Origin of the sequence: Pseudomonas sp. FeS53a (genome assembly GCF_000931385.1) — a bacterium.
Taxonomy (GTDB): domain Bacteria; phylum Pseudomonadota; class Gammaproteobacteria; order Pseudomonadales; family Pseudomonadaceae; genus Metapseudomonas; species Metapseudomonas otitidis.
On sequence record NZ_JYFT01000036.1, the window covers coordinates 160,239 to 161,501 of the forward strand.

Here is a 1,263-nt window from a genome sequence, read left to right on the forward strand (position 1 = left end):
CTGTACGGACCGGAGACATGGTGGACACATGTACGGGGACATGGTTGACGCATTATGGACTGCACTCAGGGTCATTCAGGTCAATGGTCCGAAGTAGTTGGTGGCAGAAGTACACATCGAACAAATGTTCGGCATCTGAGTGCGGACGTATTGCTATCACTTTCCCAGCCAATCCCTTGGCAATGCGGAAGTAGCGTTTTCTGAAGCGGAAACGGCTGTGGTAGACCTTCGCCAGCACATCATCCAGACCGTATTCGAACTCTGTTGGTTGTTCGGGATACTTCCAGGGGCTCGTCCGATAGCGGTTGATAGGAACCTGGTAAGACAGGGCCTCATGCGGACGCTGCTGGTTGTAGATCTCCCGCCAGCGATCAAAGGCTGATTGGGCTTCAGCCAGATCATGGAAATGCCGACCCTTGAGAACTTCCAGTTTGAGGGATCGGTGGAAACGCTCATCCTTGCCATTGGTTTGCGGATGGTAGGGACGGCTGAAGCTCAGCCTAATTCCCAGGCTGACCAACCAGACGCCAAGCTCCGAAAGCTCGCCAGGGTTACGCGGGGAGCCCCAAGGTGCGCCATTGTCGGTGTTGATTCTCTCTGGCAAGCCGTATCGCCTGAACACTTCTATCAGGCGCTCCTGAACTGTCTGCCGTCTCTCATTGGCACACGCCTGAATGGCGAGGCTGAAACGAGAGTGGTCGTCGATCAGCGTCAGGGGATGGCATTGGCCTTGGTGGGTTTGGAAGTGCCCTTTGAAGTCCATTTGCCAAAGGTCGTTAGGCGCTTCGTGCTCAAAGCGCTGCCAGGGCTTCTTCGCTTCCGATGCAGGCGACTCGACCAAGTTGTTGCGGTGCAAGATGTTCGTCACGGTACTGGGCGCAACGCAACAGCCCAGAGCATGACTGATCTTGCGCCCACCCCAGGCTGGATGTGCTCGTCGAAGGGCCACCACTTGCGCCTCGATCTCTGCAGRCGCTTGCCGAGGGCTACTGCGCGGTCGCCGGGATTGCTCCTGTAAACCCGCAGCACCTTCCGCGACATATCGCTTTAGCCATTTGTAGGCTGTTTGCGGGCTGATGTTGAAACGGCGGCACAGCTCCCTTCGGTTGCTGTCGGGAAGAAGTGCCAGGGCAATGAACTCTGCTTTTAGGCTCATAGCGTCTCTCGTGTTCCAAGGCATGGTCGTTACCCGGCAAGGCTGGCTTGCCGGAAAGTGTCAACCATGTCTCCGCACACCTGTCAGCTATGTCTCCGGTCTGTACA

Annotated in this window: 1 protein-coding gene; it reads right to left on the bottom strand. The window is 56.5% G+C overall.

Annotated elements, in window-relative coordinates:
* Positions 1–52 precede the first annotated feature (52 nt).
* Positions 53–1,180: an IS481 family transposase gene (locus tag SZ55_RS29060; protein ID WP_044405495.1), complete on the bottom strand. Its 1,128-nt coding sequence runs from the start codon at positions 1,178–1,180 to the stop codon at positions 53–55.
* Positions 1,181–1,263 lie beyond the last annotated feature (83 nt).